5 protein-coding genes are annotated in these 7,864 nt (G+C 38.6%); 2 read left to right on the forward strand and 3 right to left on the reverse strand.

Features of this window, described 5'->3' with window-relative positions:
* Positions 1-109 precede the first annotated feature (109 nt).
* The 3 genes from ASU02_RS21605 to ASU02_RS21615 all read right to left on the reverse strand — a co-directional run bounded on the left by ASU02_RS21605 (position 110) and on the right by ASU02_RS21615 (position 3,547).
* Positions 110-841, reverse strand: a complete 732-nt coding sequence (locus ASU02_RS21605; RefSeq protein WP_057767500.1) for a LytR/AlgR family response regulator transcription factor — start codon at positions 839-841, stop codon at positions 110-112.
* Positions 810-2,579 (reverse strand): sensor histidine kinase, encoded by a 1,770-nt coding sequence (locus ASU02_RS21610; RefSeq protein ID WP_057767501.1) that lies wholly within the window; start codon positions 2,577-2,579, stop codon positions 810-812. Before ASU02_RS21610 ends, ASU02_RS21605 begins: the two co-directional genes overlap by 32 nt.
* Before the next feature lie 131 nt (positions 2,580-2,710).
* Positions 2,711-3,547, reverse strand: a complete 837-nt coding sequence (locus ASU02_RS21615) for a TetR/AcrR family transcriptional regulator (protein WP_057767502.1) — start codon at positions 3,545-3,547, stop codon at positions 2,711-2,713.
* Between the two features lie 98 nt (positions 3,548-3,645).
* Between ASU02_RS21615 and ASU02_RS21620 the strand changes: the two genes are divergently transcribed.
* Positions 3,646-6,729 (forward strand): efflux RND transporter permease subunit, encoded by a 3,084-nt coding sequence (locus tag ASU02_RS21620; RefSeq protein ID WP_057767503.1) that lies wholly within the window; start codon positions 3,646-3,648, stop codon positions 6,727-6,729.
* Positions 6,730-6,897: 168 nt separating this feature from the next.
* Positions 6,898-7,317 carry a VOC family protein gene (locus tag ASU02_RS21625; RefSeq protein ID WP_057767504.1) on the forward strand — a complete coding sequence of 140 codons (420 nt, stop codon included), beginning with the start codon at positions 6,898-6,900 and terminating at the stop codon, positions 7,315-7,317.
* Positions 7,318-7,864 lie beyond the last annotated feature (547 nt).

Genomic DNA, 7,864 nt, shown 5'->3' on the forward strand with positions numbered 1-7,864 from the left:
GAGCTAGATTTATATGTGGCTATTTTGTGTCTAAAATGCAAAAATGACTGATTAAAAGGCAGGTAATGCAGATTAAGATGCACTAGTATTCTGTATTATCTGACAACCATTAAATTTCTAAACGTGCTCTCAATGCCTTCACATAGTTTCGGCTGACAGATAGCATTTCCTTTCGATTCTCCAGTTCGAGTTGATAGGCACCATTAAACCATGGAGTAAGCCGAGCAACAAATTCCAGATTCACTAGGTAGCTTTTATGTATCCGGAAAAAGGAGAATGGAATTAGACGGCTTTCCAGCTCCTTAAGCGATATTTTTGTTTCATAGTTTCTGGATTTAGAGATGATTCTGGACACCTTATCATCTCTATACATATAGATAATATCTTTTGGTTCAACATAAATGATTTCTCCATCCTCTTCGATGGCGAGTTTTCCAGCTGTTTTTATCCTTTCGTGTTTAGCTGCAGGAAGTAATTGCTTTTCAATTCGCTGGACCGTTTGTCTAATCATTTCTTCGTCATACGGCTTTAGTAAATAATCGATTGCTTCATAACGAAAGGCTTCAGCTGCAAATTGCGGATAGGCGGTTGCGAAAATGATTAATGGGACTTTTTTTAGTGCCATTAACGATTTAGCCACCTCCATCCCATTCATTTTTGGCATCTCAACATCGAGAAACACGACATCTGGCTGAAGGTGGACTGCTTTCATAACAGCGGTCTCCCCAGATTCTGCTTCATCAACTACCTGTATCGAAGAAAATGCCTTTAGTAAATGTTTTAGTTCATCCCTGCTGTACCGTTCATCATCAGCTATTAACACTTTGATTGTATTCCCCATTTATAATTTCCTCCGCTCGTGGAATGGCAAAGCCTATTGTAGAGCCTTTACCAAGCTCACTTTTGATGAAAAGAGCCGAATTCGTTCCAAACATCATTGTCAGTCTTCGATTCACATTATAAAGTGCGAGTCCTGAGCCTGATTCAGACTGAATCGTTTCTTTACCAATTCTTTTTACTTTTTCTTCATTTATTCCATGTCCGTTATCGATTACCTTTACGTATGTCATTGTGTGTTGTTTTTTTATAGAAACCTTAATAATGCAATCGTGATCCCTGTCCTTAATTCCGTGCGTAATCGCATTTTCTACAATTGGCTGTAACGTTAAAGGGGGGATTTTTTCGAGAAGAGCATCTTCATCAATTTCATAAATGACCTTCAGTTTATCTACAAAGCGGGTTTCTTCAATTGATAAATATGCCTTTGTGTGCTTAAGCTCTTGTTCAAGCGTAGTCTTGTTGACAGTTGTTGTTGATAGGTTTTGTCTTAAAAAGTGGGACAGAGACACAAGCAGTTTTCGAGCTTTATCAGGATCAATCCGAATTAAGGAAACAATGATATTTAATGAATTAAATAAAAAGTGAGGACTAATCTGTGCTTGAAGTGCTTTAATTTCTGCTTCCTTCGCCAGCTGATACGCTTTGTCTGCCTCAGAAATTTCAAGCTGGTTACTTAGAAGTTCGCTGAGGCCGGAGATCAGCTCAATAGCCAGACTCGTTACTTCCTTGTCATTGTTGAAGTAGAATTTAAGTGTCCCAATTGTTTCGCCTCTCTGTTTTAACGGGGCAATGACAGCAGCGCCAAGCGGGCAACTAGATACCCGGCAATGAATGGTTTGATCGTTTGCCACAATCATTTTTCCGTTTTGGATGACATCTCTTGTTATCTGAGTCTGAATGGGGCTATTTGGCTTGTGATGATCATCACCAACACCTACATGTGCGAGAATATCAGTCAAATTCGTCAGAGCAACAGCTTTTGTTTGGATTTCGTTATGCAGGATTGTACAAACAGCAAGAGCCGAATCGGTATTAAGGCCTTTTCGCAAGTAGACAAGCGTTTGATCAGCAATCCGCAGTGCTAATTGGGCTTGTGATGCTCCTGCCTTCTCTTCTTCGTTCATAACATTTTTAATAATAAGCAGAAAAAGTGCTGAGCCTAATCCGTTTGCGATGATCATGGGGAGTCCGATAATTTCAACTAAAGTAAAAGCCTTATCAAGTGGGCGAGCAATGAATAGAATAATAAGCATCTGTACACTTTCTGCCAAGGCTCCTATAAAAAAGGCGGTGGTCAGCTTAACATGCTTATTTTTCCAATGGAAAAATCCAGCGAGAATGCCAGAGATAATCGTGGCAGATCCACATGCAATACCAGTAAATCCCCCTAAGGTAAAGCGGTGAATCCCTGCGATTAACCCAGCTCCAATCCCAACTTTATAGCCCCCAAGCAGTCCAGCGAGTACAACACCAATGACTCTTGAATTAGCAAGGGCCTCATCTGAGGAAAGCTCGGTTGCCCACCGGTTAAAAACTTGTGTATCGGTATTTAAGGAAAGTCCAGAATAGGTGCCAATAATGCCGAAAAAGCCAAAAAATAGAATGGCCGTATATTGCTGGTACCTATTTAATTTCTCTCCGTAGATCATATCCCGGAAGAACTGAAATCGAGTTAAGATAAATGCAATAGTCACGATAATTCCAAGTCGTTCAAGCATAGTCAGCAGCAGTTCGAGCATGCAAATTCTCCTCCGGAAGATACCTTTTATGATACTTTCTATTTTACTAGAGTATCGAATGTTTAGAAATATCAAAAATTATCACATAATAAGAAAGGCAGAATGCAAGTAGTAAGCATTCTGCCTTTTCTTTATTCAATTTCATAATATCTAAAGAGCAAGTAAGAAACCCATTTACAATGAGGATGTTTTCGAATGTTCTCAAGCAGGCCTTTCACAATAGCGGGACTTAAAGTGGGCTCAACCAGATGTTGCTTTAATAGAATTAAAGACTCTTTCTCAAGAGGCTCTTCTATTTCTTTAGAAATTTGTTCAATCATTTCGATAATCTGCTCTTTTGTTATTTCCTCTTTTATTGGGTGTTTAAGCATTTGAAAATCTTCACGTGTTATAAATGGAACGGACGTATGGCTGGCTAAAAGGTTCGTTTTTTCTACAAGTGATTGGCATAGCAGTTCTCTATTTAATGGGGCATTGTTAAACAAAAACAATGCAGAATAACTATTCATTAACCCTTTGATACAATAAATTAAATCATACTTTGTATTCTCTACCTTTTCTCCGTATAAACGCTCAATTAATGATAAGATAATGCCTTCCATTAGTCGATCGTAATAATGAATTTTCACAATAAGTTCTTCATTGAATGATTGTGTTTGTTCTTTAATGAAGATTTTTGCGAAGTCGGAATGCTTATGAAAAGAATGAAATGTTGTGTAGTAAAAAGTATATAATAACTCCGCATCATTCTCAGTGTTTTTGACCATGTAGTCAATATCAGCGATGATTTGGATCATGAAATGATCAATTAATGCTATGATCAGCTCGTCTTTTGACTTGAATGATAGGTAAAATGCCCCTTTTGAAATACCGCAATAATCAGTTATCTGTTGGACGGGAGTAGCTTCAATTCCTTGCTGTGCAAAGAGTTCTAGAGCTTTCTCCATAATTAGTTGTTTTTTAATCATCTATATAATCGCTCCTAGGCCTTTTTGTTGACAAATGACTTATTAGTCATTATTATAAAAAAATGAGCTTAATAAGTCAATTAAGGGTAGGTGTAAGAGTGAAAGGCTTAGTCAATTTTGTACTGAAGAATAAACTAGCAGTATGGTTGCTTACTATAATTATAACCGTATCTGGTATATATTCTGGTACGCAAATGAAAACAGAGACGATTCCGGATATTTCGATTCCATACTTAATGGTAATGGGTGTTTATCCTGGTGCAACTCCTGAACAAGTAATGAATGATATATCCATGCCATTGGAGAAAGCAGTAGAAAACCTTGAAGATGTGAAAGCCGTTTATTCCAATTCATATTCGAACATGGCAAATATCCAAGTGGAGTATGATTATGGAATTGATATGGATGAAGCAAAACGTGCATTAGAATCTGCGATCGATGCAGTGACTTTACCGGAAGATGCACAGAAGCCGACCGTTACAGCAATAAGCATGAATATGATGCCAGTTGTTGCATTGAGTGTCAGCAGTAAGAAAGAGGATATTGTTGAACTGACATCAACAGTTGAGGAAATTTTACTTCCTAAGATCGAGAAAATCGATGGGGTTGCCTCTGCGACCATTACTGGTCAGCATATCGAAGAGGTTCAGCTTACCTATAATGAAGCAAAGATGGCTGAACTTGGTTTAACGGAAGATAAAGTAAAAGAAATGATTCAAGCAAGTGACTTGGCTGTTTCATTAGGACTTTACGAGTTTGAAGAAGGTGAACAGGCTGTAGCGATTGATGGAAAGTTCATGACAGCGGATGAATTAAAGGAAATGCTTATTCCTGTTACGCCATCTGCTACACAGCCATCACCATTCGTGAAGCTTAGCGATATTGCTACTATTGAAGTAGTAGGTAAGGTGCAATCTGTTTCACGTACGAACGGTGAGAATGCGATTGCGATTCAAATTGTCAAAGGACAGCAAGCAAACACAGTTGATGTTGTAAACAGTGTGAAGGATTTAATTAAAGATGAAGAGAAAAAGATTGATGGTCTAGTAGTAGATGTATCACTTGACCAAGGGAAGCCGATTGAAGATTCCGTTTCAACGATGGTTGAAAAAGCATTATTTGGCGGATTAATCGCTGTATTGATTATTCTTCTATTCTTGCGTGACTTTAAATCAACGATTATTTCCATTATTTCAATTCCAGTCTCCATTTTTATGGCATTATTGCTATTAAACTGGCTGGATATTACGTTGAACATTATGACGCTTGGTGCGATTACTGTGGCGATCGGCCGTGTAATCGATGACTCCATCGTAGTAGTGGAAAATATTTATCGTCGCCTCCATTTAAAGGGAGAGAAGTTAACTGGTCGTGCGCTTGTGCGTGAAGCGACGATTGAGATGTTCAAACCAATTTTGTCATCGACATTAGTAACCGTTGCGGTATTCGCTCCGCTTATCTTCGTTGGCGGGATGGTCGGTGAACTGTTTATGCCATTCGCTTTAACAATGACGTTTGCGCTTGGTGCTTCGTTAATTGTAGCAATTACAGTTGTACCAGCGTTATCTCACTTCTTATTTAAGAAGAAGCTATACAGTGAAAAGACAGAAGGCAGCCATAAAGAGGCTGGTAAACTAGCTAAATCATACAAAGGAATTCTAAATTGGACATTAAACCATAAAGTGATAACGTCGATTATTTCTATTGTATTACTAGCAGGCAGCTTGGCATTAACACCATTAATTGGCTTTAGCTTTATGGGCAGCGAAGAGGAAAAAGTGATGTACTTAACGTACACACCTGAAACAGGAGAGTTAAAGGAAGATACATTAGCCAATGTAGCAGCTGTTGAGGAAGAGATGTTAAAACGAGATGACATCGATATTGTTCAAGTTTCTGTTACTGAGAGTGGCGATGAGATGTCGGCAATGATGGGCGGAGGCGGCGGAGGTGCATTAATGTACCTAATCTTTGACCCTGAAATGGAAGACTTCCCAGAAGTTCGCGAGGATATTGAAGATTATGTGTTCAATATTGGCCAAACTGGTGAATGGAAGAGCCAGAACTTCTCGTCTATGTCGATGTCAACAAATGAAGTGAGCTATACATTCTATAGTGAAGATTTAGATAAACTAAATAATGCTGTAAAAATGGTAGAAGATGTCATGAAGGAAACAGATGGCTTAGAAGATGTTTCCTCTAGTGCAGAAGATGCTTATGTTGAGTATACATTTAAAGTAGAACAAGATGAATTACTGCAGTACGGGTTAACAACTGGTCAAATTGTTATGATGTTGAACCCGAATAAAACACAAGATGTATTAACTACGGTTGAAAAAGATGGGGATACATTAGAAGTTATCGTTCAGCAAGAACAAACTAAACAACCAAAATCAGTTGATGATATTTTAGCAACAGAAGTACCAACAGCACTTGGCACGACGATGCCGCTTTCTAAACTAGTAACAGTTGAGAAGGGGACAACGTTAAATACCCTTGCGCGCAGTAAAGGGGAATACTATGCAAGTGTTTCTGGAACAATCATTGGTGATGATATTTCCAAAGCAACATCTAAAGTAGATAAAGCAATAGATAAATTAGATTTACCTAAGGGTGTAACAGTTGGTGTTGCCGGAGTGCAAGCAGACATGACTGAAACATTTACACAGCTTGGTGTAGCGATGATTGCGGCAGTCGCAATTGTATACTTCATCCTTGTTGTCACATTCGGTGAAGGTGTTGCGCCGTTCTCGATTCTATTCTCGTTGCCGTTTGCGGTTATTGGTTCATTTGTTGGTTTATTAATCGCGGGTGAAACGATCTCTGTATCTGTCATGATGGGTCTGCTAATGTTAATAGGTATTGTCGTCACAAATGCGATCGTACTTGTAGACCGTATTATTCATATGGAACGTGATGGAATGACGATGCGCGAAGCTATACTAGAAGCGGGAGCAACGCGTCTGCGTCCAATCCTAATGACAGCAATCGCAACAATCGGTGCTTTAATTCCATTAGCACTCGGCTCTGGCGGCGGCGGTCTAATCTCAAAAGGCCTAGGTATTACAGTAATCGGCGGATTAACAAGTTCAACGCTATTAACATTAATCGTTGTACCAATCGTCTATGAAGTATTATCAAAGCTATTTAAGAAAAACCGTAAAGACATTCAGGAAAACTAGTTCCCATCGAACAAAAAACCTGCAAGGCGAAAATAGCCTTGCGGGTTTTTTTATTAACAGAAGGTTAATATGTTATAAATATTCGGAATTTTGTGTAATAATATTTTACAGATTTATCTTCTATGAGTTATATTATGGATGAAAGAATACTAAAATGAGGTGAGTCAAATGGGATTGCAAGCAAGGCAACTATATCTAAATTTGCCGGTGAAAGATCTAAACAAAACTGTTGAATTTTTTTCGAAAATTGGATTTGAATTTAATGCTCAATTTACTGATGAAAATGCAACGTGCATGGTAATCAACGAGAATACATTTGTGATGTTATTGGTAGAAGACTTCTTTAAGACCTTTACGAAGAAGGACATTTCGGATACAGCAAAAAATACAGAAGCAATCGTAGCCATATCAGCTGACAGTAGAGAACAAGTAGATGAGATTGTAAACAAGGCATTAGATGCTGGCGGAAAGCCTTCGAATGATCCAACTGACCATGGATTTATGTATGGATGGAGCTTCCAGGATCTTGATGGCCATCTTTGGGAGGTTTCCTATATGGATGAAAGTGCGTTTGGTCAAGAGAATTAAAATAGTGATCCTGAATAAGGAATCCATGTTGAACAAACACGTTCAACATGGATTTTTTAATTTTGGGGCTTATTGATTCCTGGGAAAATAGCAGACAAGTCTTATGGATTCCCTAAAACTAGCAGAAGGGCAGAAAAATGAACTCAATAAGCCGTATTGATTCCCGAAACCTAGAAGAAAGTTAGAAAAGTGAACTCAACAGGCTGTATTGATTCCCGAAACCTAGCAGAAGGGCAGAAAAATGAACTCAATAGGCCGTATTGATTCCCGAAACCTAGCAGAAGGGCAGAAAAATGAACTCAATAAGCCTCATTGATTCCCTAAAACTAGCAGAAAGTTAGAAAAACGCCCCCAATAAGCCCTATTGATTCCCGAAAACTAGCGGAAGTACAGAAAAATGACCCCAACAAGCCGTATTGATTCCTGAAAACTAGCAGAAAGGGAGAAAAATGAACTCAATAAGCCGTATAGATTCCCGAAACCTAGAAGAAAGTTAGAAAAGTGACCTCAACAGGCTGTATAGATTCCCGAAACCTAGCAGAAGGGC

Source organism: Cytobacillus praedii (assembly GCF_001439605.1).
GTDB lineage: Bacteria > Bacillota > Bacilli > Bacillales > Cytobacillaceae > Cytobacillus > Cytobacillus praedii.